This window comes from Streptomyces sp. NPDC101152 (genome assembly GCF_044768275.1).
Taxonomy (GTDB): Bacteria; Actinomycetota; Actinomycetes; order Streptomycetales; family Streptomycetaceae; genus Streptomyces.
Map to the genome: position 1 here is coordinate 36,947 of NZ_JBIWPO010000005.1, position 24,651 is coordinate 61,597.

General features: G+C 69.3%; 24 protein-coding genes. 20 read left to right on the forward strand and 4 right to left on the reverse strand.

Annotation, left to right across the window (positions count from 1 at the left end; genetic code table 11):
• Positions 1-125: 125 nt before the first annotated feature.
• A complete protein-coding gene (locus tag ACIRVK_RS08185) occupies positions 126-797 on the reverse strand; it encodes a response regulator (protein ID WP_404244617.1) in 672 nt (223 codons plus the stop codon).
• A 14-nt stretch (positions 798-811) separates the two neighbouring features.
• Complete coding sequence (locus ACIRVK_RS08190) at positions 812-1,813, reverse strand: RecB family exonuclease (RefSeq protein WP_404244618.1); 1,002 nt, start codon at positions 1,811-1,813, stop codon at positions 812-814.
• A 174-nt stretch (positions 1,814-1,987) separates the two neighbouring features.
• Between ACIRVK_RS08190 and ACIRVK_RS08195 the strand changes: the two genes are divergently transcribed.
• From ACIRVK_RS08195 to ACIRVK_RS08205, 3 genes are all read left to right on the forward strand, one after another.
• On the forward strand, positions 1,988-3,529 hold the full coding sequence (locus ACIRVK_RS08195; RefSeq protein WP_404244619.1) for a site-2 protease family protein: 1,542 nt from the start codon (positions 1,988-1,990) through the stop codon (positions 3,527-3,529).
• Between the two features lie 38 nt (positions 3,530-3,567).
• Positions 3,568-4,467: a tRNA (adenine-N1)-methyltransferase gene (locus ACIRVK_RS08200; RefSeq protein WP_404244620.1), complete on the forward strand. Its 900-nt coding sequence runs from the start codon at positions 3,568-3,570 to the stop codon at positions 4,465-4,467.
• A gap of 220 nt (positions 4,468-4,687) precedes the next feature.
• Complete coding sequence (locus ACIRVK_RS08205) at positions 4,688-5,260, forward strand: hypothetical protein (RefSeq protein ID WP_404244621.1); 573 nt, start codon at positions 4,688-4,690, stop codon at positions 5,258-5,260.
• Positions 5,261-5,318: 58 nt separating this feature from the next.
• On the opposite strand, the gene ACIRVK_RS08210 is transcribed toward ACIRVK_RS08205, so the two are convergent.
• Positions 5,319-5,618, reverse strand: a complete 300-nt coding sequence (locus tag ACIRVK_RS08210; RefSeq protein ID WP_404244622.1) for a ferredoxin — start codon at positions 5,616-5,618, stop codon at positions 5,319-5,321.
• A gap of 249 nt (positions 5,619-5,867) precedes the next feature.
• On the opposite strand from ACIRVK_RS08210, the gene arc reads away from it, so the two are divergent.
• The 6 genes from arc to prcA all read left to right on the forward strand — a co-directional run bounded on the left by arc (position 5,868) and on the right by prcA (position 12,002).
• Positions 5,868-7,634 (forward strand): proteasome ATPase, encoded by a 1,767-nt coding sequence (gene arc, locus ACIRVK_RS08215; RefSeq protein ID WP_404244623.1) that lies wholly within the window; start codon positions 5,868-5,870, stop codon positions 7,632-7,634.
• Between the two features lie 245 nt (positions 7,635-7,879).
• Entirely contained in the window at positions 7,880-9,391 is a 1,512-nt protein-coding gene (dop, locus tag ACIRVK_RS08220) for a depupylase/deamidase Dop (RefSeq protein WP_404244624.1), read from the forward strand.
• 154 nt (positions 9,392-9,545) lie between these two features.
• The gene (locus tag ACIRVK_RS08225; RefSeq protein ID WP_404244626.1) at positions 9,546-9,764 is read left to right on the forward strand and encodes a ubiquitin-like protein Pup; all 219 of its coding nucleotides are present in this window, start codon (positions 9,546-9,548) and stop codon (positions 9,762-9,764) included.
• 39 nt (positions 9,765-9,803) lie between these two features.
• On the forward strand, positions 9,804-10,397 hold the full coding sequence (locus tag ACIRVK_RS08230) for an endonuclease VII domain-containing protein (protein WP_404244627.1): 594 nt from the start codon (positions 9,804-9,806) through the stop codon (positions 10,395-10,397).
• A complete protein-coding gene (gene prcB / locus ACIRVK_RS08235) occupies positions 10,349-11,194 on the forward strand; it encodes a proteasome subunit beta (RefSeq protein WP_404244628.1) in 846 nt (281 codons plus the stop codon). Before ACIRVK_RS08230 ends, prcB begins: the two co-directional genes overlap by 49 nt.
• A 61-nt stretch (positions 11,195-11,255) precedes the next feature.
• Complete coding sequence (gene prcA, locus ACIRVK_RS08240) at positions 11,256-12,002, forward strand: proteasome subunit alpha (RefSeq protein ID WP_404244629.1); 747 nt, start codon at positions 11,256-11,258, stop codon at positions 12,000-12,002.
• Positions 12,003-12,063: 61 nt separating this feature from the next.
• Here the strand turns inward: prcA and ACIRVK_RS08245 are convergent, their stop codons facing one another.
• Entirely contained in the window at positions 12,064-13,080 is a 1,017-nt protein-coding gene (locus ACIRVK_RS08245) for a LacI family DNA-binding transcriptional regulator (protein ID WP_404244630.1), read from the reverse strand.
• 96 nt (positions 13,081-13,176) lie between these two features.
• On the opposite strand from ACIRVK_RS08245, the gene ACIRVK_RS08250 reads away from it, so the two are divergent.
• From ACIRVK_RS08250 to ACIRVK_RS08300, 11 genes are all read left to right on the forward strand, one after another.
• Complete coding sequence (locus tag ACIRVK_RS08250) at positions 13,177-14,436, forward strand: MFS transporter (protein WP_404244631.1); 1,260 nt, start codon at positions 13,177-13,179, stop codon at positions 14,434-14,436.
• Between the two features lie 9 nt (positions 14,437-14,445).
• Positions 14,446-15,807 (forward strand): Pup--protein ligase, encoded by a 1,362-nt coding sequence (gene pafA, locus ACIRVK_RS08255; RefSeq protein WP_007499792.1) that lies wholly within the window; start codon positions 14,446-14,448, stop codon positions 15,805-15,807.
• Between the two features lie 126 nt (positions 15,808-15,933).
• On the forward strand, positions 15,934-16,938 hold the full coding sequence (locus tag ACIRVK_RS08260) for an FKBP-type peptidyl-prolyl cis-trans isomerase (protein ID WP_404244632.1): 1,005 nt from the start codon (positions 15,934-15,936) through the stop codon (positions 16,936-16,938).
• Between the two features lie 60 nt (positions 16,939-16,998).
• Positions 16,999-17,370 carry an FKBP-type peptidyl-prolyl cis-trans isomerase gene (locus tag ACIRVK_RS08265; RefSeq protein WP_030945962.1) on the forward strand — a complete coding sequence of 124 codons (372 nt, stop codon included), beginning with the start codon at positions 16,999-17,001 and terminating at the stop codon, positions 17,368-17,370.
• 131 nt (positions 17,371-17,501) lie between these two features.
• Positions 17,502-18,455, forward strand: a complete 954-nt coding sequence (locus ACIRVK_RS08270) for a helix-turn-helix transcriptional regulator (protein ID WP_404244633.1) — start codon at positions 17,502-17,504, stop codon at positions 18,453-18,455.
• A gap of 19 nt (positions 18,456-18,474) precedes the next feature.
• Complete coding sequence (locus tag ACIRVK_RS08275; protein ID WP_404244634.1) at positions 18,475-19,509, forward strand: helix-turn-helix transcriptional regulator; 1,035 nt, start codon at positions 18,475-18,477, stop codon at positions 19,507-19,509.
• 110 nt (positions 19,510-19,619) lie between these two features.
• On the forward strand, positions 19,620-19,910 hold the full coding sequence (locus ACIRVK_RS08280; protein WP_404244635.1) for a hypothetical protein: 291 nt from the start codon (positions 19,620-19,622) through the stop codon (positions 19,908-19,910).
• A gap of 21 nt (positions 19,911-19,931) precedes the next feature.
• Positions 19,932-20,126, forward strand: a complete 195-nt coding sequence (locus tag ACIRVK_RS08285; RefSeq protein WP_404244636.1) for a hypothetical protein — start codon at positions 19,932-19,934, stop codon at positions 20,124-20,126.
• Between the two features lie 260 nt (positions 20,127-20,386).
• Positions 20,387-20,674, forward strand: coding sequence for a Sec-independent protein translocase subunit TatA (gene tatA / locus ACIRVK_RS08290; RefSeq protein ID WP_404244637.1), 288 nt, complete (start codon positions 20,387-20,389; stop codon positions 20,672-20,674).
• Positions 20,675-20,721: 47 nt separating this feature from the next.
• Positions 20,722-21,672: a twin-arginine translocase subunit TatC gene (gene tatC, locus ACIRVK_RS08295; RefSeq protein ID WP_404244639.1), complete on the forward strand. Its 951-nt coding sequence runs from the start codon at positions 20,722-20,724 to the stop codon at positions 21,670-21,672.
• A gap of 89 nt (positions 21,673-21,761) precedes the next feature.
• Complete coding sequence (locus tag ACIRVK_RS08300) at positions 21,762-24,623, forward strand: DEAD/DEAH box helicase (RefSeq protein WP_404244640.1); 2,862 nt, start codon at positions 21,762-21,764, stop codon at positions 24,621-24,623.
• Positions 24,624-24,651 lie beyond the last annotated feature (28 nt).

A 24,651-nucleotide genomic window follows, 5' to 3' on the forward strand; every position in this document is an offset into this window, starting at 1 on the left:
AAACTCGCCCCCCCCCCGCCCCGTGTGGGCGCGGGGCCGGGGGCTGGCCTGCTCCCGGGCGGGCACCTTTACGGCGGGGGGCCCCCCCCCCCCCGGGGGGCCCCCCTCCGCGTCCTTCTACGGCCTTACTGCGCGCCGGGGCGCACCAGGCCGCTCTCGTACGCGTACACCGCGGCCTGCACCCGGTCCCGCAGCCCCAGCTTCGTCAGCACGTGACCCACATGCGTCTTCACCGTCGTCTCGCTGACGAACAGGTCCGCCGCGATCTCCGCGTTCGACAGCCCCCGCGCCACCAGCTTCAGCACCTCCACCTCGCGCTCCGTGAGCGTGTGCAGCGTGTCCGGCACCAGCTCGTCCCCGGAGGGCAGATGCGTGGCGTACTTGTCGAGCAGCCGGCGCGTGATGCTCGGCGCCAGCATCGCCTCACCCGCCGCCACCACCCGGATCGCCTGGACCAGCTCGTTCGCCGGCGCGTCCTTCAGCAGGAACCCGCTCGCCCCCGCCCGCAGCGCCTCCACCACGTACTCGTCGAGATCGAAGGTGGTCAGCACCAGCACCTTCGCCGGGCCGTCCCGCCCGGGGCCGGTGATCTGCCGGGTCGCCTCCACACCGTCCATGCGGGGCATCCGGATGTCCATCAGAACCACGTCGGGCTGCAGCGCCCGCACCTGGTCGAGGGCCTGAAGGCCGTCTCCGGCCTCGCCGACGACCGCGAGGTCCTGCTCCGCCTCCAGAATCATCCGGAAGCCGGTACGCAGCAGCGGCTGGTCGTCGACCAGTAGGACGCGGATGGCCACGTGACTCTCCTTCGCTAGTCCGGCCCCATTCTGCCCTGCGTGACCTCACCGGACCCGACCGCCCTCACCGGCAACGGATAGGGCGGGGGAGTACCACCGAACTCCGGACAGTTCGCCTGGTGGTCGCACCAGCCGCACAGCTTGGTGGGCCGCGGCCGCCAGTCACCGGACTCGGTCGCCTGCCGGATCGCCTCCCACAGCGCCAGCAACTTGCGCTCGACCCGCTCCAGGTCGGCGAGGACCGGGTCGTACGTCAGCACGTCCCCGCTGCCGAGATACACCAGCTGCAGGCGGCGCGGCACCACCTTCTTCAGCCGCCACACCACCAACGCGTAGAACTTCATCTGGAACAGGGCGCCTTCGGCGTACTCGGGCCTCGGTGCCTTGCCGGTCTTGTAGTCGACGATCCGCACCTCACCCGTGGGCGCCACGTCCACCCGGTCGATGATCCCGCGCAGCCTCAGCCCCGAGTCCAGCTCCGCCTCCACGAACAGCTCCCGCTCAGCGGGCTCCAGCCGGGTCGGGTCCTCCAGGGAGAACCACCGCTCGACGAGCGCCTCCGCCTCACCCAGCCAGCGCGCCAGCCGCTCCCCCTCGGGATCGTCCTCGAACAGCTCCACGACCTCCGGCCGGTGCTCCCGCAGCCGGTCCCACTGCCCGGGGATCAACGACTTGGCCCGCGGCGCGGTCCGCTCCGCCGCCGGCGCGTCGAACAGCCGCTCCAGCACCGCGTGCACCAGGGTCCCCCGGGTGGCCGCCTCGCTCGGCTTCTCGGGCAGCCGGTCGATGACCCGGAAGCGGTAGAGCAGCGGGCACTGCATGAAGTCACTGGCCCGGGAGGGGGAGAGACTCGCGGGGGCTATGGCGGCGCGCTCAGCCGAACCCGTGCCGGCGGTCTCGACGACCGGTTCGACCGCCACCCCCGCCGCGTCCCTCGCGGTAGCCGCCGCCTGCTGCTCCGCCGTCGCGGAACCGGCGTCGTCGGCCTCCGCCGTACCCTCCGTACTCGTCTCCATGACCCCAGACCATACGGCCCACCACTGACAGTGACCCAGCCGCGCCCGTGACCACGGCGACCGGTCGGGAAACACAAGGGGTGCCGGGGCGGAACGCACCACGGCGGCCGCATACCATCGACCCGAGACCCTTCCGCCGGCAGGCGCGGAAGACGCTTCTAACGAGGGGACACCGTGGACCAGAGCGGCGGGAGCGGCCAGCCGCGGCCCGGCACCGACGAGCCGGCCGAGCACCACGCAGGGCCTGCGGCCCCGGCCACCCCCTCATCCACCCCGGCCGACCGGCACCCCGCGGACCCGTCCCGGTCCACCACGCCGGGAAACACCGCCGACGAGGCCCCCGACACGGGCGACAGCCCGCACCCGCCGGCCACCGGCGAACACCACGAGACCGACGGCAACGCCCCGCAGCACGAGCCGGGCGACAAGCCCGGGCCCGCCGACAGCGAAGCGCCGCCTCCCCAGCCCGAGGAGAACGACGCGGCCGACCGGTCGTCCGACACCCACCCCGACCGCGCCCTCGCCCACTCCGGCACCAGCAAACCCCCGCCGCAGCGGCCCGAGTCACCCCGCGGCGGACTCCTCATGGGGCGCCCCTTCGGCGTGCCCGTCTACGTCGCCCCCAGCTGGTTCCTCGTCGCCGCGCTGATCACCTGGGTCTTCGGCGGTCAACTCGACCGCGTCCTGCCCGGACTCGGCATCGCCCGCTACCTCGTCGCCCTCTTCTTCGCCGTCGCCTTCTACGCCTCCGTGCTCGTGCACGAACTCGCCCACACCATCGCCGCCCTCCGCTTCAAACTCCCCGTCCGCCGCATCCAGCTCCAGTTCTTCGGCGGCGTCTCCGAGATCGAGAAGGAGGCAGAGACCCCCGGCCGGGAGTTCGTGCTGGCCTTCGTCGGCCCGCTGCTCTCCCTCGTCCTCGCCGGCCTCTTCTACCTCGCCCTCCTGCCCGTCGAACCCGGCACCGTCCCCGGCGTCCTGCTGGCCGGCCTCATGATCTCCAACCTCATCGTGGCCGCCTTCAACCTCCTGCCCGGCCTCCCCCTCGACGGCGGCCGCATGCTCCGCGCCGTCGTCTGGAAGATCACCGGCAAGCCCATGAGCGGCACCATCGCCGCCGCCTGGGTCGGCCGCGCCCTCGCCGTCTCCGTACTGATCGGCCTCCCGCTGCTCACCCAGTCCGGCGCCCTCGGCTCCACCGCCGAGGACAGCGTCGGCATGGACACCGTCACCGACGCCCTGCTCGCCGCGATCCTCGCCGCGATCATCTGGACCGGCGCCGGCAACAGCCTCCGCATGGCCCGCCTCCGCGAGCACCTCCCCGAGCTGCGCGCCCGCAACCTCACCCGGCGCGCCGTCCCCGTCGAGACCGACACCCCCCTCTCGGAGGCCCTGCGCCGCGCCAACGCCGCCGGCGCCCGCGCCCTCGTCGTCGTCGACGCCGACGGCGCCCCCCTCTCCCTGGTGCGCGAGGCCGCCATCGTCGGCGTACCCGAACACCGCCGCCCCTGGGTCCCCGTCAGCGGCCTCGCCCAGGACCTCACCGACGGCATGCGCGTCTCCGCGGAACTCGCCGGCGAGGACCTCCTCGACGCCCTGCGCGCGACGCCCGCCACCGAGTACCTGGTCGTGGAGGAGACCGGCGAGATCTACGGCGTCCTGTCCGCCGCGGACGTCGAACGCGCCTTCGTCAAGGCGATGGCCAGACCCTCCTGATGGTCGGCGGCCCCCACAAACCCCGGTAGTCTGTTCACATGTCCGAACCGACCGGTGCCGCCCGCAGGCGCGGGCCCTTCAAGGTCGGGGACCAGGTACAGCTGACCGACCCCAAGGGCCGCCACTACACGTTCACGCTCGAGGCCGGGAAGAACTTCCACACCCACAAGGGTTCCTTCCCGCACGACGAACTGATCGGCGCACCCGAGGGCAGCGTTGTCCGCACCACCGGTAACGTCGCCTACCTCGCGCTGCGCCCCCTGCTCCCCGACTACGTCCTGTCCATGCCCCGCGGGGCAGCCGTCGTCTACCCCAAGGACGCGGGACAGATCCTCGCCTTCGCCGACATCTTCCCCGGCGCCCGCGTCGTCGAGGCCGGCGTCGGCTCCGGCTCGCTCAGCAGCTTCCTGCTGCGCGCCATCGGCGACCAGGGCATGCTGCACAGCTACGAGCGCCGCGAGGACTTCGCCGAGATCGCCCAGCAGAACGTCGAGCGCTACTTCGGCGGCCCCCACCCCTCCTGGCAGCTCACCGTCGGCGACCTCCAGGACAACCTGTCCGACACCGACGTCGACCGCGTCATCCTCGACATGCTCGCCCCCTGGGAATGCCTCGAGGCCGTCTCCAAGGCCCTCGTCCCCGGCGGCATCCTGTGCTGCTACGTCGCCACCACCACCCAGCTCGCCCGCACCGTCGAGTCCATCCGCGAGATCGGCTGCTTCAACGAGCCGACCGCCTGGGAGACGATGATCCGCAACTGGCACATCGAGGGCCTCGCCGTCCGCCCCGACCACCGCATGATCGGCCACACCGGCTTCCTCCTCACCGCCCGCCGCCTCGCCGACGGCGTCGAACCCCCCATGCGCCGCCGCCGCCCCGCCAAGGGCGCCTACGGCGAGGACTACGCCGGACCCAACGCCGAAGGCGGCGGCCGCTGACCCGGCCCCACACGGCACCCAAAACAACGGCGCTGCGGCCGAGTTCCCGTACACAACACGGAACTCGGCCGCAGCGTCCTTGTGTTGACACACCCCCACAAACCGCACCATCCGGGCAGCCCCCGTTCGCCACCTCGGACCCCGCCGTTCCACCCCACTGTGACCTGTGGCACGATGCAGGCCACCCCCACCGGCACAGCCCTCACAGGAGACACTCCTAGTGCAGCCATCCGCCGTCCCGGAACTCGCGCACCCGCACACCCGCCCCATCCACTGGGTCGCCACCGCCACAGCCGTCGCCGGGGTGATGGCCCTCTCCTCGCTCCTGCAGCCCAACCCGGCCACCGCCGCCCAGAGCGCCGCACCCCGCACCAAGGCCGCCCACCCGGCCACCGCGCCCGGCACGGCGGGCCTCGACTTCCCGATCACCTGCGGCCCGGTGAAGCCCGTCGTACAGAAAAAGGCCAGCGGAGACCTCGACGGCGACGGCAACCCCGAGACAGTCGCCGTCGTCCACTGCGACGCCGCCATGGGCACCCCGCCCGACGGCGTCTACGTCATCACCCGCGCCTCCGACGGCACACCCCGCGTCGTCGCCACCCTGCTCGACCCCAGAACCGACCACACGATCACCGACTTCGCCGTCCACGACGGAGCCGTCACCGCGACCCTCCTCGGCTACTCCTCGAGCGACGTCCCCCGCTGCTGCCCCGACACCACCGACCACGCGAAGTGGCAGTGGAAGAATGGCGCGTTCGTACGCTCGACAGCCGCCGGCACACACACCGTCTGAGCCGCCCCCACCGGACATGTGAGAAATCAGACAGTCGTAACGGCACGCACCCGTTACGTCACTCCGCGTCCGGCCCGTACACCTCGGCCCGGTCCGACACCCGGCGCACATGAATGCACTCGCCCGGACACTCCCTCGCCGAATCGACCACGTCCACCAGCAGCGGCAACGGCACCCGCGCCGCGGCACCCGGGACCTGCAGCAACTCCTCGTCCGCGCCCTTCACATACGCCAGACCATCGATGTCCAGCTCGAACACCTCCGGCGCGTACTGCGCACAGATGCCGTCGCCGGTACACAGATCCTGATCGATCCAGACCTCCAGCTCCTCACCGTCGGCCACGACCTCCTGCTGCACGCCCCTGCCTCCTGCCGTTTACAAGTCGAGCCGACGGGAATCCGGCCAGCTCTGACGGGTGTTGAACACTTCGACCCTACCCGCGGCAGCTTTCCAATCATGTTCGGTGGGTATTCCCCTGGCGTGAGGGAGAGCGCAAGGGTGAAGATCGGACACACCCCGACCGTCTTTGTGATCTAGGGGTTTCAATCGACACCCACCCAGGTAGGGTCTGGAAGCGTCCAGCTCCCCTTGGAGGAGGTGAGGACCGTGGCAGCCCACGACGACGACATGAACCGCGGCATCCGCCCGGGACGAGGGTCCGACGACCCGGCCGGGCAGATTGCCTACCTTGAGCAGGAGATCGCCGTCCTGCGACGCAAGCTCGCCGACTCTCCGCGACACACGAGGATTCTCGAAGAGCGGATCGTCGAGCTGCAGACCAACCTGGCCGGCGTGTCCGCCCAGAACGAGCGACTCGCCAACACGCTCCGTGAGGCACGCGACCAGATCGTGGCCCTCAAGGAAGAAGTCGACCGGCTCGCCCAGCCGCCCGCCGGCTTCGGCGTCTTCCTGCAGGCCAACGAGGACGGCACCGCCGACATCTTCACCGGAGGGCGCAAACTCCGCGTGAACGTCAGCCCCAGCGTCGACCTCGAAGAGCTCCGGCGCGGCCAGGAACTGATGCTCAACGAAGCACTCAACGTGGTCGAAGCCATGGAGTTCGAGCGCGTCGGGGACATCGTCACCCTCAAGGAGATCCTCGAGGACGGCGAGCGCGCCCTGGTGCTCGGGCACACCGACGAGGAACGGGTGGTACGGCTCGCCGAGCCGCTGCTGGACGTCACCATCCGCCCCGGCGACGCCCTGCTGCTCGAACCCCGCTCCGGCTACGTCTACGAGATCGTCCCCAAGAGCGAGGTCGAAGAACTCGTCCTCGAAGAAGTACCCGACATCGGCTACGAGCAGATCGGCGGCCTCGGCGGCCAGATCGAAGCCATCCGCGACGCGGTCGAGCTCCCGTACCTCTACCCCGACCTGTTCAAGGAGCACGAACTGCGCCCACCCAAGGGCGTCCTGCTCTACGGACCCCCCGGATGCGGCAAGACACTCATCGCCAAGGCCGTCGCCAACTCGCTGGCCAAGAAGGTCGCCGAAGTCACCGGCCAGGCCCAGGGCAAGAGCTTCTTCCTGAACATCAAGGGCCCGGAGCTCCTCAACAAGTACGTCGGCGAGACCGAGCGGCAGATCCGCCTCGTCTTCCAGCGTGCGAGGGAGAAGGCCAGCGAGGGAACCCCCGTCATCGTCTTCTTCGACGAGATGGAATCCCTCTTCCGCACCCGCGGCTCCGGAGTCAGCTCGGACGTGGAGAACACCATCGTCCCCCAGCTGCTCGCCGAGATCGACGGAGTCGAAGGCCTGCAGAACGTGGTCGTCATCGGCGCCTCCAACCGCGAGGACATGATCGACCCCGCCATCCTGCGCCCCGGCCGCCTCGACGTGAAGATCAAGATCGAGCGCCCCGACGCCGAAGCCGCCAAGGACATCTTCGGCAAGTACCTCACAGAACGCCTCCCCCTGCACGCCGACGACCTCGGCGAACACGGCGGAAGCAAGTCGACCACCGTCGAAAGCATGATCCAGACGGCCGTCGAACACATGTACGCGGAATCCGAGGAAAACCGCTTCCTGGAGGTCACCTACGCCAACGGTGACAAGGAAGTCCTCTACTTCAAGGACTTCAACTCCGGCGCCATGATCGAGAACATCGTCGGCCGCGCCAAGAAGATGGCGATCAAGGACTTCCTCGACCACAACCAGAAGGGACTCCGCGTCTCCCACCTCCTCCAGGCCTGCGTGGACGAGTTCAAGGAGAACGAAGACCTGCCCAACACCACCAACCCCGACGACTGGGCCCGCATCTCCGGAAAGAAGGGCGAACGGATCGTCTACATCCGCACCCTCATCACCGGAAAGCAGGGCGCCGACACCGGACGCTCCATCGACACGGTGGCGAACACCGGTCAGTACCTGTAAACACAGGGCGGCTGCGGGTGCCCTCCACGGGGTACCCGCAGCCGACTGTTTTCAGGCGGACGCTCGGAGGCAAAGGCGAGCAAGGCAATGACGCAAATGATCTCCCCACCAGCGCAAAGCCGTTCTAGGCTCTTCGGTACCGCCGAGTCGCGCAGTGCGGGGACGGGCACCGCACACGCACCGGAGCGCCAGCGGTACTTGAGCAGCGTCCCCGACCGAGGGCGCCGCCGGGCAAGGAGGGCCGCATGACCGTACGGCGAGTAATGGGCATCGAGACGGAGTACGGCATCTCCGTCCCCGGCCACCCCAACGCCAATGCCATGCTCACCTCGTCCCAGATCGTCAACGCCTACGCGGCGGCGATGCACCGGGCCCGCCGGGCCCGCTGGGACTTCGAGGAGGAGAACCCGCTGCGCGACGCACGGGGCTTCGACCTCGCACGCGAAGCCGCCGACGCCAGCCAGCTCACCGACGAGGACATCGGCCTCGCCAACGTGATCCTCACCAACGGCGCACGACTCTACGTCGACCACGCACACCCCGAATACAGCGCCCCCGAGGTCACCAACCCCCGCGACGCCGTCCTCTGGGACAAAGCCGGCGAACGCATCATGGCCGAAGCCGCCGAACGCGCCGCCGCACTCCCCGGCGCCCAACCCATCCACCTCTACAAGAACAACACCGACAACAAGGGCGCCTCCTACGGCACGCACGAGAACTACCTGATGAAACGGGAAACCCCCTTCTCGGACATCGTGCGCCACCTCACACCCTTCTTCGTCTCCCGCCAGGTCGTCACCGGCGCCGGCCGCGTCGGCATCGGCCAGGACGGTCACGAACACGGCTTCCAGCTCAGCCAGCGCGCCGACTACTTCGAAGTCGAGGTCGGCCTCGAGACGACCCTGAAACGCCCCATCATCAACACCCGGGACGAACCCCACGCCGACGCCGAGAAATACCGTCGCCTCCACGTGATCATCGGCGACGCCAACCTCTCCGAGATCTCCACCTACCTCAAGCTCGGCACCACGGCCCTGGTCCTGTCCATGATCGAGGACGGCTTCATCGCCGTCGACCTCGCCGTCGACCAGCCCGTCCGGACCCTCCACCAGGTCTCCCACGACCCCACACTCCAGCGCCTGGTCACCCTCCGCAGCGGCCGCACACTGACCGCGGTCCAACTGCAGATGGAGTACTACGAACTCTCCCGCAAATACGTCGAAGAACGCTTCGGCGCCGACGCGGACGACCAGACCAAGGACGTCCTCGCCCGCTGGGAGGACACCCTCAACCGTCTCGAGAACGACCCCATGAGCCTCGCCGGCGAACTCGACTGGGTCGCCAAACGAGAACTCATGGAGGGCTACCGACGCCGCGACGGCCTCGACTGGGACGCCGCCAAGCTCCACCTCCTCGACCTCCAGTACGCCGACGTACGGGCCGAGAAAGGCCTCTACAACCGCCTCGCGGCCCGCGGCCGCATCAAGCGCCTCCTGGACGAGAACGAGGTCGAGCGCGCCCGCACGAAGCCCCCCGAGGACACCCGCGCCTACTTCCGCGGACGCTGCCTCGAGCAGTACGCCGACGACGTCGCCGCGGCCTCCTGGGACTCCGTGATCTTCGACCTCCCGGGCCGGGACTCGCTCCAGCGCGTCCCAACCCTCGAACCGCTTCGCGGAACGCGAAATCACGTCAAGGAGCTCCTCGACCGGTGCCGCACCGCGGAAGACCTGGTCAGGGTGCTGTCGGGCGGCTGAACGGGTACCCGGGCCGTCTCCGCCCGACAGGGTGGAAAAGTCGGCGCACGGGAATCATCGAGGTGGTCCCCGTACGTTGAGGGAATGCGGGGCCGATGTCAGACCCTGCTTGTAGGGTCTGATCAAGAACGTCGAACCGAGCGGGGTGAGGGTTATGGCGACCAAGGACACCGGCGGCGGCCAGCAGAAGGCGACGCGCTCCACGGAAGAGGTCGAGGAGCAGACAACAGAGGCACAGGGCTCCGAGGACCTCAAGGAGCGCCACGAGAAGCTGAGCGACGACGTGGACTCCGTCCTCGACGAAATCGATGATGTGCTCGAAGAAAATGCCGAGGACTTCGTGCGTTCCTTCGTTCAGAAGGGTGGAGAGTGATTTCACCTTCGATTCGAAGGTTGCGACGGGGGTGCGGGGTTGATCGACGGTGAAGATGTGAAGCGCTGCTCGCGGTGTAAGGAACACAAGCCGCGAGCAGCCTTTGCTGGCAACAAGGGCATGCGTGACGGCCTACAGGCCTACTGCCGTGCATGCTCCGCTGCTTACTACCGGCAACGTCAGGATGCTCGGGGCGGGAAGCCGCGCCCTAGGGTCGAGGCCCCGAAGGGGCACAAGTACTGCCAACGCTGCGCGAAGATCAAGCCGCACTCCGAGTGGGACCGAAACAGAACAGCTAGCGACGGCCTGTCGACTGCTTGCAAAGCGTGCCGCGCCATTGAGGGGCGCGATCGTCATCTCAAGCGCCAGTACGGCATGACAGTGGCTGAGCGTGACGCGATGATCGCCTCTCAGATGGGGCTCTGTGTGATCTGTCTGAAGGCTCCGGCCGTGCATGTGGATCACTGCCACAAGACGGGTAGGGTCCGAGGCGTACTGTGCTTCAACTGCAATTCGGCCATCGGCAGGTTGGGTGACGATCCCGACGCCGCACGCCGGGCCGCCGCTTATCTGGAAGGAATCGCGTGGAAGCCAACACTCGTAGCACCGGGCGTCTACCAGCTGCCTTCCTGACGCCTGGGTCCTCGTCCTTCATGGACTTCCTGTCCGAGCACCAGCCGGAGATGCTTCCGGGCAACCGGCAGCTGCCTCCGACGCAGGGTGTGATCGAGGCGCCGCACGGGACGACCATCGTGGCCGTGACGTTCCCGGGCGGTGTCGTGCTGGCCGGTGACCGGCGGGCGACGATGGGGAATGTGATCGCCCAGCGCGACATCGAGAAGGTGTTCCCGGCCGACGAGTACTCGGCCGTGGGTATCGCCGGCACCGCTGGTCTCGCCGTCGAGATGGTGAAGCTGTTCCAGCTGGAGCTGGAGCACTTCGAGAAGGTCGAGGGCGCGCAGCTGTCACTGGAGGGCAAGGCGAACCGGTTGTCGACCATGATCCGGTCGAACCTTGGTATGGCCATGCAGGGTCTGGCGGTGGTGCCGCTGTTCGCCGGTTATGACGTGGACCGCGAGAAGGGTCGGATCTTCTCCTACGACGTCACGGGTGGCCGGTCGGAGGAGCACAACTTCGCGGCGACCGGTTCGGGGTCGATCTTCGCTCGTGGTGCGATGAAGAAGCTGTTCCGTGGTGACCTGACCGAGGAGCAGGCGACCACCTTGGTGGTGCAGGCTCTGTACGACGCGGCTGACGACGACTCGGCGACCGGTGGTCCCGATGTCGCCCGCCGGATCTATCCGATCGTCACCGTGATCACCGAGGACGGTTTCCGTCGGCTGACGGAGGACGAGTCCTCCGAGATCGCCCGTTCCGTGCTGGAGCGGCGGCTGGAGCAGCCTGACGGCCCGCGGGCCGCGCTGCTGTAGTCGGCGACGGGTTGTTGTGAAGGTGATCCAGTTGACCTCGACAGAAAGGGACGGATAACCGGTGTCGACGCCGTTCTATGTCTCCCCCCAGCAGGCCATGGCCGACCGGGCGGAGTATGCCCGTAAGGGCATCGCCCGTGGTCGCAGCCTGGTCGTGCTGCAGTATGCCGACGGCATCGTGTTCGTCGGCGAGAACCCGTCCCGTGCGCTGCACAAGTTCAGTGAGATCTATGACCGGATCGGTTTCGCGGCCGCCGGTAAGTACAACGAGTACGAGAACCTGCGGATCGGTGGTGTGCGCTATGCCGATCTGCGGGGTTACACCTATGACCGTGACGATGTGACGGCGCGGGGTCTGGCCAACGTCTATGCGCAGACGTTGGGCACGATCTTCTCTTCGGCGGGTGAGAAGCCGTACGAGGTGGAGCTGGTGGTGGCCGAGGTGGGGGAGACCCCGGACGGTGACCAGATCTACCGGCTGCCGCATGACGGTTCGATCGTGGACGAGCACGGTTCGGTGGCGGTCGGTGGCAATGCCGAGCAGATCAGCAGTTATCTGGATCAGCGTCATCAGGACGGTATGAGTCTGGCTGAGGCGCTGAAGCTGGCGGTGCAGGCGCTGTCGCGGGACACGAACGGCAGTGAGCGGGAGATCCCGGCGGAGCGCCTGGAGGTCGCGGTGCTGGATCGTACGCGTCCGCAGGCGCGTAAGTTCAAGCGGATCGTCGGTCGGCAGCTGTCCCGTCTGCTGGAGGCCGGTGGGGCGAGCACCGAGGCGGAGAGCGGGGACGACTCGGACGACGAGTAGTCCGCCACCGTTTTACCCCTTGTGTGCCCCGGCTGTCGTGACGGCCGGGGCACAGGTGTGTTCAGGAGGGGTTCGGTGGGGCCGTGGAGCCTCGTACGACGAGTTCGACGGGGATGTCTCCGGCGTCGGGTGTGCGGCCGTCCAGGACGGCGAGGAGGGCTTGCATGCCGCGTTCGCCGACTCGTTCGGCGTCGAGGCGGACGGTGGTGAGTTCGGGGTCGATGGCGGTGGCGAGTGCGAGGTCGTCGAGTCCGGTGACGGAGATGTCGTCGGGGACGGTGAGGCCGAGGCGGCGGATGGCTTTGTAGGCGCCGGCGGCGAGTTTGTCGTCGTCGCAGACGAGGGCGGTGGGGCGGGGGCCGGGGGTGGTGAGGGCGGTCTCGGTGGTGGTGAGGGCGTCTTCGATGGTGAGGGGGGCGTGGACGGTGCGGATGGTGGTGCCGGGGACGGTGTGGAGGCGGGTGGCGAGTTCGCGGGCGCGTACTTCGAAGGTCCAGGAGGCGACGTCGGCGGCGAGGTGGAGGTAGCGGCGGTGGCCGAGGGTGAGGAGGTGGTCGGCGATCTGGCGCACTCCGTCGGCGATGTCGAGGTTGACGGTGGCGGCGCCGGGGCTGCCTTTGGGGTCGCTGTCGAGCATGACGAGGGGGAGCTGGTCGCCGCGGATCTCGTCGAGGGCATCGGCGGCCATGGAGGAGGCGATGACGCCGTCGAGGGCGGCTTGGGCGGAGGCGAAGGGGTCGCGGGCGGGGCCGATGCCGGCGGGGGAGGGGTAGAGGACGACGCCGAAGCCGTGGCGGGCGGCGACGCGGGCGGCGCCGGTGTAGACGCCGGCGAAGAACTCGTTGGTGAGGGCGGGGACGACGAGGAGGACGGTGCGGGTGCGGCCGAGGCGGAGGTTGCGGGCGGCGAGGTTGGGTCGGTAGCCGAGTTCGCGGGCGGCTTCGCGTACGCGTTGGGCGGTGGTTTCGGAGACGCGTCCGCGCCATTTGTCGCCGAGGACGAGAGATACGGCTGCCTGGGACACTCCGGCTGCCTGTGCGACGTCACGGCTGGTCGGGCGCGTGGTGTTGCGTGCCACCGTGAGCCGGCTCCTTCTGTGGGGACGTGTGGACGTGTGGACAGCGCACATGGTACGTATGACCGACGAGGTTATACGTAACACTTGGAGGCGGGCATGGCCGCGGGATACGGGGAGATCCTCAGGGCGCGGCATGCCGCGCGGCTGCTCGCGGGCACGCTGGTGGGGCGTTTGCCGAACGCCACGGCCGCGATCGCGATCGTGTTGTTCGTGCGTGCCGACGCTGGCACGTACGGTCTGGCCGGGGGGCTCGCGGCGGTGTACGGGGTCGCGAACGCGGTGGGTCAGCCGGTGCTGGGGCGGCTGGTGGATCTGCACGGGCAGCCGCGCGTGCAGTTGCCGGCTGCGCTCGCCTCGGCGCTGGCGATGGCCGGCTTCGCGTTCACCGGTACGGGTCAGCTTGTGCTCGCCTACGTGTGGGTGGCGGCGGCCGGGCTGTTCACGCCGCCGCTGGAGGGTGGTCTGCGGGCTCTGTGGCCGTCGGTGCTGGGGCGGCAGGAGCAGGTGCCGACGGCGTACGCCATGGACGCCGTCGCGCAGGAAGTGATGTTCACCGTGGGCCCGTTGCTGGTCACGCTCTGCGTGTCCCTGTGGTCGGCCGGGGTGGCGCTGGTGGTGCTGAGCCTGGTCGGTGTGCTCGGGGCCCTGTCGGTGGTGGTCTCGCCGCCTTCGCGGGCGTGGCGTTCGGCGCCGCGGGAGGCGCACTGGCTCGGTGCGCTGCGTTCGGCGGGGCTGCTCGCTCTGCTGGGCTCGTTCCTGTTCGTGGGGATCGCTCTGGGGTCGATCACGGTGGCCTCGGTGTCGTACGCGGACGGGCATGGCGGTGATGCCGTGTACGGGTGGCTGATGGCGGGTGTCGGGCTCGGTGCGCTCGTGGGGGGCACGGCGTACGGGGCGAGGCGGTGGACGGGGGAGCCGGCGCGGCGACTGCGGGTGCTGGTGGCGCTTCTGGCGGTGTGTTATCTGCCGCTGACGGTGATGCCGGGTGTGGTCGCCATGGTGGTGCTGATGGTTGTGGCCGGGGTGTTTCTTGCGCCGGTCATCGCTTGTGCGTTCGTGCTGGTGGACCGGCATGCGCTGAGCGGGACGGTGACGGAGGCGTTCTCCTGGGTGGTGACGACGTTCACGGTGGGGTCGTCGGTGGGAACGGGCCTGGCGGGTCCGGTCGTCGAGGCGGGCGGGGCGCTCTGGGGCTTCGCCGTGCCGGGGGTCGCGGGAGGGGTGTCGCTGCTGGTTCTGCTGGCCACGGGGCGGGTCCTCGCAGCTCCCGCCGGGGGGGCGGTCGTTGCGGCTTCATCGGAAAATGATCCAAACCGTGCGGCCGAACCCCGTTTCAGTTCAGGGGATCGGGCGTAATGTTCAGTCATGGACCGCCGCATTTTCGGGCTGGAGAACGAGTACGGCGTCACATGTACGTTCAGGGGACAGCGCCGCCTGTCTCCCGACGAGGTGGCGCGGTACCTCTTCCGCCGTGTCGTGTCATGGGGCCGCAGCAGCAATGTCTTTCTGCGAAACGGCGCCCGCCTCTATCTCGACGTGGGCTCACATCCGGAATACGCGACACCGGAATGTGACAACGTGACCGAACTGGTCACCCACGACAAGGCCGGCGAACGCATTCTGGAAGGACTCCTGGTGGACGCCGAACGACGCCTGCACGAGGAAGGAATCGCGGGCGACGTCTACCTCTTCAAGAACAACACCGACTCGGCCGGCAACTCCTACGGCTGCCACGAGAACTATCTCGTGGCGCGGCACGGGGAGTTCTCGCGGCTGGCGGACATCCTCATCCCGTTCCTCGTCACGCGTCAGCTGCTGTGCGGCGCGGGCAAGGTGCTGCAGACCCCGCGCGGGGCCGTCTACTGCGTCAGTCAGCGCGCGGAGCACATCTGGGAGGGTGTCTCCTCGGCGACCACTCGCTCGAGGCCGATCATCAACACGCGTGACGAACCGCACGCCGACGCGGAGCGTTACCGCCGTCTGCACGTCATCGTGGGCGACTCGAACATGTCCGAGACGACCATGCTGCTGAAGGTCGGGGCGACCGACCTGGTGCTGCGCATGATCGAGGCGGGCACCGTGATGCGTGACCTGACCCTGGAGAACCCGATCCGGGCGATCCGCGAGGTCAGCCATGACATCACCGGCCGGCGCAAGGTGCGCCTGGCCAGCGGCCGCGAGGCCTCCGCCCTGGAGGTGCAGCGCGAGTACTACGAGAAGGCCGTGGACTTCTGTGAGCGCCGGGGCATCCGTACCGGCACGGTGGAGCAGGTCCTGGAGCTGTGGGGCCGCACGCTGGACGCGATCGAGGCGGAGGACCTCGACCGGATCGGCACGGAGATCGACTGGGTCATGAAGTACCAGCTGATCGAGCGGTACCGGGCCAAGCACAACATGACCATGTCCCACCCCCGGGTCGCGCAGATAGACCTCGCCTACCACGACATCCACCGTCGTCGTGGTCTGTACTACCTGCTCGAGAGGAAGGGCCAAGCGGCGCGTATCTGCAACGACTTGAAGATCTTCGAGGGCAAGTCGGTTCCGCCGCAGACCACTCGGGCCCGGCTACGCGGTGACTTCATCCGCAGGGCTCAGGAGCAGCGCCGGGACTTCACGGTCGACTGGGTGCATCTCAAGCTCAACGACCAGGCGCAGCGGACGGTGCTGTGCAAGGACCCGTTCCGTTCGGTGGACGACCGGGTGGAGAAGCTCATCGCCGGAATGTGAGCAACCCGTTCCGGTGAAGGCCGGAACGTGACACGGGCGCCGCACGTTTCCAGTGCGGCGCCCTTCTCACGCCGTAGAGTTGCGCGCACGCCAATCCACAAGATCGATCGATACGAGGCCCTCACCGTGCGCCGACGCTCCCTACTCATCGCCGTACCCGCAGGACTGGTCACGCTCGCCGGGTGCGGCGACGGCAAGAAGTCCGACTCGAGCAAGGCGAGCGGCAGCGCGTCGCCCTCCGCGCAGGCGACCTCGGCCGCGCCGCCGCCGAAGATCGTGGACGGGCCGCTGCCGGCGATCACGGGGGGTACGGCGTTCGGCACGAAGCCGACGGTCGCCAAGGGCAGCGGCGCGCCCTCGAAGGAGCTGGCGGTGAAGACGGTCATCGCGGGTTCCGGGAAGACGGTCGCGGAGAACGACTACATCCAGGCCCACTACCTGGGTCAGGTCTGGGACACGGGGAAGGTCTTCGACAACTCCTACGACCGTAAGACGCCGCTGTTGATCCAGCTCGCGCAGGGCAGCATCATCGACGGCTGGCGCTATGCCCTGACCGGCAAGAAGGTCGGCAGCCGTGTCCTGTTCTCGGTGCCGCCGACCTGGGGTTACGGCACGTCGGGCAACTCGCAGGCGGGCATCAAGGGCACCGACACGCTGGTGTTCGTCGCGGACATCCAGGGCGCGTTCAACGCTACGAGCTCCGCGAAGGGCACGGATGTCGCGCAGAGCGACGCGAAGCTGCCCAAGGTCGGCACCAACACCGACGGCAAGGCCCCCTCGATCGACATCCCGAAGACGACGGCGCCCACCAAGCTGGTGGCGGACTACGTCATCGAGGGCTCCGGTGAGGTGGTCGGCGCGAAGGACACGGTGCTCGTGCAGTACAAGGGCGTGGTGTGGGACAGCGGCAAGGAGTTCGACTCGACGTACAGCCGTGGGCAGCTGCAGTCGTTCTCGCTGCAGCAGGTCGTCAAGGGGTGGGCACAGGGTCTGACCGGCAAGAAGGTCGGCAGCCGGGTCCTCGTGGTGATCCCGCCGAAGCTGGGGTACGGCGACAACCCGCCGCCCAACAGCGGTCTGAAGAAGGACTCGGTGCTGGTCTTCTCGGTGGACATCCTGGCCAAGATGTGAGCCGCCGGTGATGTAAGACTGTGCGTGTTGCCTTTCCGCAGACAAGCAGGAGCTAGAGACGTGAGCATCGAGAAGCCCGAGATCGACTTCCCGGGCGGCGAGCCCCCGGCGGACCTCGAGATCAAGGACATCTGGGAGGGCGACGGCGCGGTGGCGCAGGCAGGTCAGACCGTCACCGTCCACTACGTGGGTGTCGCCTTCAGCACCGGTGAGGAGTTCGACGCGAGCTGGAACCGCGGTACTCCGTTCCGCTTCCCACTCGGTGGCGGCCGGGTCATCAAGGGCTGGGACCTGGGCGTGCAGGGCATGAAGGTCGGCGGCCGCCGTCAGCTGACCATCCCGGCGCACCTCGCCTACGGCAACCAGAGCCCGACCCCGGCGATCAAGCCCGGTGAGACCCTGATCTTCGTGGTCGACCTGGTCGCCGTCTGATTCCGGGTTCCGACCGGACCCGATCACCTGGGGCCCATGCCTGCTCGGGCATGGGCCCTCGGCTTTTGTCACGCCACTTCGGGGCGGTACGGTCATCGTCGTAAAGGACCATAGGGAGGCGAAGGGCGTCGATGGCCATTGCCAAGGCCGAGCGGCTGATGAACCTGGCGCTGTGCCTGCTGGGGACGCGGCGGCCGCTGAGCAAGCGCGAGCTGCGCGAGTCCATCGAGGCCTACCTGGAGGCCAACTCGGAGGACGCCTTCAGCCGGATGTTCGAGCGGGACAAGGACGACCTGCGGGAACTCGGCCTGGTCATCGAGACGGTGGAGAACCTGGACGGCGAGACGGGCTATCTCGCCCGCCGTGACAGCAACCGTCTGCCGCCCATCACGCTCGACGCGGAGGAGGCCGCCGCGCTGGGCCTGGCCGCGAAGGTCTGGCAGCAGGCCCGGCTGGCCGGTGCGGCCAGTGGCGCCCTGCAGAAGCTGCGCGCGGCCGGTCTGCCCGAGGACGTCGACCCGTACGAGGCCCATGGCGCGCTGGAGCCGCGCATCCCGGTGCACGAGGCGGCGTTCGAGCCGCTGATGCTGGCCTGCCGCGACCGTCGTCCGGTCGTCTTCGACTACCGTAAGGCGACCGCCGCCCACCCCGAGCCCCGGCATGTCGAGCCGTGGGCGCTGGAGTGCTGGCGCGGCCACTGGTACCTGGCCGGTTTCGACCGGGAGCGGGGTGCCGAGCGGGTGTTCCGGCTGTCGAGGATCACGGGCAAGGTGCGCAGCCGCGGCGGGCGGTTCACCGCCGAGGTGCCGGACGTCGTCACGGTCCGCGAGACCGTCGCGAGCTGGGCGGGTGAGACCGCCGACCGCTCCGCGCTGATCCGGCTGCGGGCGGACGCGGGCTACCCCCTTCGGGCGAAGGCCACCTCGGTGCGGGAACTCGGGGACGGCTGGGACGAGTTGGAGATTCCGTACGGGCACGGGCTGGACGCCTGGCTGGTGGAGTTCGGTCCGGACGTGGTGGTCCTCGAGCCGGCCGAGCTGCGGGCCGACGTCGTGGACCGGCTGCGGGCCGTGGCCAAGGGCTGAGGGGGAGCGGAGCAGGACAGTGGCAGGCAAACCGGTCAGGCCCGTCAATGCCATCGACCAGACCCGGCGGATGCTCTCCCTGGTGACGTATCTGAAGGAGCGTCCCGGGGCCCGGGTGGAGGACGTCGCGCGTGCCTTCGGCATCACCGAGGACGAGCTGGTCTCCGACCTGGACGTGCTGCCCATGTGCGGCACCAGCTTCCGCGGTGGCGATCTGCTCGACATCGACACGGACGGGGAGCGCATCTGGTGGCACAATCCGGCCGCCCTCGGCGAGGAGACCGCCGAGCCGCTCAGGCTGGCCGCCGACGAGGCGACCGCGCTGCTGGTGGCGGCTCGCGCGGTGGCCACGCTGCCGGGGCTTCGTGAGGGCGACCGGCAGGCGCTGCTGCGGGCCACCGCCAAGGTGGAGGCCGCGGCGGGCGAGGCGGCCGGTGCCAGTTCCCGGCTGTCGGTGACCTTCGAGTCGGAGGGCGGGGTCTTCGCCGACGTCGACCGGGCCATCTCCGAGCGCCGGCGGCTGTGGATCCGCTACTACTCGCCGGCCCGTGACGAGCTGACCGAGCGCGAGATCGACCCCATCCGCCTGGTCAGCGTCGGGCACACCTACGTGGAGGCCTGGTGCCGGCGCTCGGAGGCCCGGCGCACCTTCCGGCTGGACCGGGTCGCGGAGATCAGGATCCTCGACGAGCCGTCGGCGCCGCCCGAGGTGGAGCTCAGAGACCTGTCCGAGGCGCTGGTGCAGCCGGCCGCCGAGGACCCGGAGGTCGTGGTCGAGGTCGGCCCGGGCGGCCGCTGGGTCGCCGAGTACTACCCGCACGACATGGCGGATGAGCTTCCGGACGGCGGGCTGCGTATTACCCTGCGCACCCCCGACCCCGCGTCGCTGCGGCGCCTGGCGCTGCGCCTGGGCCGCGACGGCCGGATCGTCTCGCCGCCCGACCTCGCCGACAGCGCCCGCCGCGCGGCCCGCGAGGCACTGGCTGCCTACGACGGGGTGCAGGCGCAGGTGTCGGCCCACGGTGTGCACACGGTCCACGACGGCCAGGAGTGAGCCGCCACGGCGCGCAGGTGCCGGGGTCCGCGGGGGCCGGGGATGCCGCCGCCTCGACACCGGTCGGGGCGTGCCGGAGGCGAACGACCGATGGAAGGGGAGCAGGGGCTTTGAGCGAGTCGTCGGTGTCTGGTGTGCGGGACATGTCGGTGGCGGCCGCGTTCGCCGGGATGAGGAGCGTGTCCCCGGTGGTGTTCAGGGCGGGCTGCCCGGACTGCCGGGGCAGCTTCGAGCTCACCGCGAGCGCCCTGAGACTGGCCATCGGCGCCACCAACCGCTCCACCTTCTACTCCTTCACCTGCCCGGACTGCGGCGCCTCGGTGCGCAAGCCGGCGGGGGAGCGGATCGTCGAGCTCCTCACCGGCGGCGGGGTGCGGACCTTGCGGCTGCACACGCCGTAGGACGGGTCTAGGCTCGCCGTCATGTTCTGGCCGATGTTCGCGGTAGCTGTGGGTTTCCTGGGTCTCGCCGTCCTGGGGGTGTTCGCCGTGCGGGTGTTCCTCGAGGCGCAGCGTCTGGGCAGGCAGGTCACGGATGCGGCGCGCCGTATCAACCGGGCCGCCGAGGATCTCGAGCGGGCCGCGGTGAGCACGGCCCGGGCCGCCGACTCGCTGTGAGAGGCGCTGTGCGGGCCGTGTGAGCCGTGGGGCCGGGGCGCTCGGGGGCGCTTCGACCTGTCACCGGGGCCGCCCCGGCAGGTACGCTGCTGGTCGCGGCCGGAGAACGAGGCCCGGACCGCGGACGGGAGTACGCACGGGGATTGCCTCACGTTCACCCCTGAGCGTTACGATCGCTGCCAGGACGGTCGATCGGACAACGGTCCGACCGGTCGGACAGCAACCCACCCCCAGTCGCCTCGGTGAGAAGGTAAAGACTTATGTTCGGAAGGCTCGGCGCCCCCGAGATCATTCTCATCCTCGTCGTCATCATTCTGCTGTTCGGCGCGAAGAAGCTTCCCGACATGGCGCGCTCGCTCGGCAAGTCCGCCCGCATCCTCAAGAGCGAGGCGAAGGCGATGAAGGAGGAGGGCAGCAGCACGGCCACCCCGGCCGGCCCGCCGAACAACGGTGAGCAGCCCCCCGCCCAGCGCACCATCCAGGCCGCCCCCGGCGACGTGACCAGCTCGCGCCCGGTCACCGAGCCGACGGACTCCACCAAGGCCTGATGCAGGGCCGGAAGCCTCCGGCCTGCCGCACGAGATGAGGACGTGGGTTGCCCAAGTCTGCCCGCAAACAGGAGAAGGATCCGGAGGGGCGGATGCCCCTGGTGGATCACCTTCGTGAGCTCCGCAACCGGCTCGCGAAGGCGATGCTGGCCGTCATCGTCATCACGATCGTGGCCGCCTTCTTCTACAACGACATCATCAACTTCCTCACCAAACCGGTCCTCGACTCGGTCGGGTGCGGGGAGACCTTCGAGCAGCTGGCCAAGTCCAAGTCCAGCACTCACCCCTGCGCACAGATCACCATCAACGGTCTGCTCGCGCCCTTCACGCTGGCCCTGCAGGTCTCCCTCATGGCCGGTGTGGTGTTCGCCTCGCCGGTCTGGCTGTACCAGCTGTGGGCGTTCGTGGCCCCCGGGTTGCACAAGCACGAGAAGAAGTACGCCTACGCGTTCGTCGGTACCGGCGCCCCGCTGTTCTTCGCCGGCGCCTTCTTCGCGTACAAGGTCCTTCCGACCACCGCGAAGGTGCTCATCGACTTCACCCCGCACGGGGTGAGCAACCTGCTGCCGCTCGACGACCTGCTCCAGCTCGTCACGCGCATGGTGATCGTCTTCGGCCTCTCCTTCGAGCTGCCGTTGCTGCTGATCATGCTCAACCTCACCGGGGTGCTCAGCGGCACGCGGATGCTCGGCTGGTGGCGGGGCATGATCCTCGGCATCACGATCTTCGCGGCGGTCGCCACGCCCAGCACGGACCCGCTGTCGATGCTGGCGCTCGCCGGACCGATCTGGGTGCTGTACTTCGCCGCGGTCTTGTTCTCGCTCTTCAACGACAAGCGCAAGCGCCGTCGTGAGGAGATGGGCCCCGCCGACGACGAGGCCTCCGACCTGGATCTCACCCCCGAGGACATCGGCGAGGTCGAGAGGGTCTCGGCCACCCGGGCCCTGCCCGAGCAGTCGGGCCCGGAGCGGGTCAACGGCTACGACGACGTGACCTGAGACCGCCCGCGCGGAACACGACGCCCGGAGGTGCCTCGTCCCTGGTGACGCGGGCACCTCCCGGCGTTTGACGGACCGGGTTCCGGATAATGATCGTCCTGTTGTCAGTGGGGCCCGGTACGCTCGAAAGCACGATGACAGAGGACCTCTCACCGGCCGAGCGGTACGCGGCTGCCCGTCAGCGCGCTGCCGAGCAGGCCACCGCGCTCGCCTCCTTCCGCGAGATGTACGACTTCGGCCTGGACCCCTTCCAGATCGAGGCCTGCCGGGCACTCGAAGCGGGCAAGGGGGTGCTGGTCGCCGCGCCCACCGGCTCCGGCAAGACGATCGTGGGCGAGTTCGCCGTCCACCTCGCCCTGCAGCAGGGCAAGAAGTGCTTCTACACGACACCCATCAAGGCGCTGTCGAACCAGAAGTACGCCGACCTGTGCCGCCGCTACGGCGCGGACAAGGTCGGCCTGCTCACCGGCGACAACAGCGTCAACTCCGAGGCGCCGGTGGTCGTGATGACCACCGAGGTCCTCAGGAACATGCTGTACGCGGGCTCCCAGACCCTCCTCGGCCTGGGCTACGTGGTCATGGACGAGGTGCACTACCTCTCCGACCGCTTCCGCGGAGCCGTGTGGGAAGAGGTGATCATCCACCTCCCCGAGTCGGTGACCCTGGTCTCACTGTCGGCGACGGTCTCCAACGCCGAGGAGTTCGGCGACTGGCTGGACACCGTGCGCGGCGACACCGAGGTGATCGTCTCCGAGCACCGGCCCGTGCCGCTGTTCCAGCACGTGCTCGCCGGACGGCGGATGTACGACCTGTTCGAGGAGGGCGAGGGCAGCAGGAAGGCCGTCAACCCGGACCTGACGCGGTTGGCCCGCATGGAGGCGAGCAGGCCCTCGTACCAGGACCGCAGGCGCGGCCGGGCGATGCGGGAGGCGGACCGGGAGCGGGAGCGCCGGCAGCGCTCGCGGGTGTGGACGCCCGGGCGTCCCGAGGTGATCGAGCGGCTCGACGCCGAGGGCCTGCTGCCCGCCATCACCTTCATCTTCAGCCGCGCCGCCTGCGAGGCGGCCGTCCAGCAGTGCCTGTACGCGGGCCTCAGACTCAACGACGAGGAGGCGCGGGCCAAGGTGCGCGCCCTGGTCGAGGAGCGCACCGCCTCGATCCCCACGGAGGACCTGCACGTCCTCGGCTACTACGAGTGGCTGGAGGGCCTGGAGCGGGGCATAGCGGCCCACCACGCGGGCATGCTGCCGACCTTCAAGGAGGTCGTCGAGGAACTGTTCGTGCGCGGCCTGGTCAAGGCCGTGTTCGCGACGGAGACGCTGGCGCTGGGCATCAACATGCCCGCCCGGTCCGTCGTGTTGGAGAAGCTCGTCAAGTGGAACGGCGAGCAGCACGCCGACATCACGCCGGGCGAGTACACCCAGCTGACGGGCCGCGCCGGCCGGCGGGGCATCGACGTCGAGGGCCACGCCGTGGTGCTGTGGCAGCGCGGGATCAGCCCCGAGCACCTGGCCGGCCTCGCGGGCACCCGCACCTATCCTCTGCGGTCCAGCTTCAAGCCGTCGTACAACATGGCGGTCAACCTCGTGGAGCAGTTCGGGCGGCACCGCTCGCGCGAGCTGCTGGAGACGTCGTTCGCGCAGTTCCAGGCCGACAAGTCGGTCGTCGGGATCTCCCGGCAGGTGCAGCGCAACGAGGAGGGCCTGGAGGGCTACAGGGCCTCCATGACCTGCCACCTCGGCGACTTCGACGAGTACGCGCGGCTGCGGCGCGAACTCAAGGACCGGGAGACCGAACTGGCCCGGCAGGGCGCCTCGGAACGGCGCGCCGAGGCCGCGGTCGCGCTGGAGAAACTGAAGCCGGGGGACGTCATCCATGTGCCGACGGGCAAGTACGCCGGTCTGGCGCTGGTGCTGGACCCCGGGCTGCCGGCCGGGCGGTCCAACGGACACCGCGGCTTCGAGCACCACGACGGGCCCCGGCCCCTGGTGCTGACCGCCGAACGCCAGGTCAAGCGGCTGGCGTCGATGGACTTCCCGGTGCCGGTCGAGGCGCTGGAGCGGATGCGGATCCCCAAGTCCTTCAACCCGCGCTCCCCGCAGTCCCGTCGCGACCTCGCCTCCGCGCTGCGGACCAAGGCCGGGCACATCCCGCCGGAGCGGGCGCGCAAGAAGCGGTCGCAGGCGGCCGACGACCGGGAGATCGCGCGGCTGCGGACCGCCATCCGGGCGCATCCCTGCCACGGGTGCAACGACCGCGAGGACCACGCCCGGTGGGCCGAGCGGTACCACCGGCTGCTGCGGGACACCACGCAGCTGGAGCGGCGGATCGAGGGCCGCACGAACACGATCGCGCGGACCTTCGACCGCATCGTGGCGCTGCTGACGGAACTGGACTACCTGCGGGGCGACGAGGTCACCGAGCACGGCAAGCGGCTCGCGCGGCTGTACGGCGAACTGGATCTGCTGGCCAGCGAATGCCTGCGGGGCGGAGTCTGGGAAGGCCTCGGTCCCGCCGAACTCGCCGCGTGCGTCTCCGCGTTGGTGTACGAGGCGCGGGTCGGGGACGACGCGATGGCGCCGAAGCTGCCCTCCGGCAAGGCGAAGGCCGCGCTGGGGGAGATGGTGCGGATCTGGGGGCGGCTGGACGCGCTCGAGGAGGACTTCCGGATCACGCAGACCGAGGGGGTCGGGCAGCGGGAACCGGATCTCGGGTTCGCCTGGGCCGCGTACATGTGGGCCAGTGGGAAGGGGCTGGACGAGGTGCTGCGGGAGGCGGAGATGCCGGCCGGGGACTTCGTGCGGTGGTGCAAGCAGGTGATTGACGTGCTGGGGCAGATTTCGGCGGCGGCGCCCGTCTCCGGCGGCGAGGGATCCACGGTCGCGAAGAACGCGCGCAAGGCGGTTGATCTGTTGCTGCGGGGGGTTGTGGCCTACTCGTCGGTGGGGTGACGGGTTGGATGGCGGGTGTGGGGTGGGT

Bases quoted from the DNA above. Each gene is read 5' to 3' on its own strand.
- ACIRVK_RS08200 (WP_404244620.1), top strand. From the start codon at position 3,568: ATGTCCGAACCGACCGGTGCCGCCCGCAGGCGCGGGCCCTTCAAGGTC.
- ACIRVK_RS08300 (WP_404244640.1), top strand. From the start codon at position 21,762: ATGATCGTCCTGTTGTCAGTGGGGCCCGGTACGCTCGAAAGCACGATG.
- tatA (WP_404244637.1), top strand. From the start codon at position 20,387: ATGTTCGGAAGGCTCGGCGCCCCCGAGATCATTCTCATCCTCGTCGTC.
- ACIRVK_RS08270 (WP_404244633.1), top strand. From the start codon at position 17,502: ATGGCCATTGCCAAGGCCGAGCGGCTGATGAACCTGGCGCTGTGCCTG.
- ACIRVK_RS08250 (WP_404244631.1), top strand. From the start codon at position 13,177: ATGGCCGCGGGATACGGGGAGATCCTCAGGGCGCGGCATGCCGCGCGG.
- ACIRVK_RS08285 (WP_404244636.1), top strand. From the start codon at position 19,932: ATGTTCTGGCCGATGTTCGCGGTAGCTGTGGGTTTCCTGGGTCTCGCC.
- pafA (WP_007499792.1), top strand. From the start codon at position 14,446: ATGGACCGCCGCATTTTCGGGCTGGAGAACGAGTACGGCGTCACATGT.
- ACIRVK_RS08225 (WP_404244626.1), top strand. From the start codon at position 9,546: ATGGCGACCAAGGACACCGGCGGCGGCCAGCAGAAGGCGACGCGCTCC.
- ACIRVK_RS08190 (WP_404244618.1), bottom strand. From the start codon at position 1,813: ATGGAGACGAGTACGGAGGGTACGGCGGAGGCCGACGACGCCGGTTCC.
- dop (WP_404244624.1), top strand. From the start codon at position 7,880: ATGACCGTACGGCGAGTAATGGGCATCGAGACGGAGTACGGCATCTCC.